A 242-nucleotide genomic window follows, 5' to 3' on the forward strand; every position below is an offset into this window, starting at 1 on the left:
TCATTGGATGGTTATATACTTACATAGATGTATTTAATCGTAAAGCTTGCACGATTGCAGGATATTCAAAATATTTGAATATAATTTTTTTGCCAATATTATCCAATATTGTCCAATATTGCTGGGTGACAACGGCTGTTTACAATTGAGAACCGTTGTTCATCGCTGATAATCATCAAATTTGAAGAATGAAATATGTAACACTTTGTAAAATCACATTCGAGGCTGGAGGCTGGAGGCTG

The organism is Enterobacter cloacae complex sp. S3 (assembly GCF_014930495.1).
Lineage (GTDB): Bacteria > Pseudomonadota > Gammaproteobacteria > Enterobacterales > Enterobacteriaceae > Enterobacter > Enterobacter asburiae_B.